Raw genomic sequence first — 359 nt, forward strand, 5'->3', positions numbered from 1 at the left:
GAAGAATTGTTCGGCGGCGTCCTACTCTCCCACAGGGTCCCCCCTGCAGTACCATCGGCGCTGTGAGGCTTAGCTTCCGGGTTCGGAATGTAACCGGGCGTTTCCCTCACGCTATGACCACCGAAACCCTATCGGGTATTCAGCGAAACACACTTTTCAGTTGAATAGTGTTTCTTGTGTTCGCCGGCGATAGCTGTTCGCTACCCGGGAACCACACAGTGAACGCGAGCGTCTGAGGACAAGCCCTCGGCCTATTAGTACCGGTCAACTCCACCCCTCACAGGGCTTCCATATCCGGCCTATCAACCCAGTCGTCTACTGGGAGCCTTACCCTCTCAAGGAGGTGGGAGTGCTCATCT

General features: G+C 56.5%; 2 rRNA genes. Both read right to left on the minus strand.

Features of this window, described 5'->3' with window-relative positions:
• Positions 1-8: 8 nt before the first annotated feature.
• Positions 9-125: ribosomal RNA gene (gene rrf / locus BG452_RS37770) — 5S ribosomal RNA — on the minus strand.
• A 109-nt stretch (positions 126-234) separates the two neighbouring features.
• Positions 235-359, minus strand: a 23S ribosomal RNA gene (locus BG452_RS37775); the annotation flags it as partial.

Source organism: Streptomyces sp. CBMA123, assembly GCF_014596465.1.
GTDB lineage: Bacteria > Actinomycetota > Actinomycetes > Streptomycetales > Streptomycetaceae > Kitasatospora.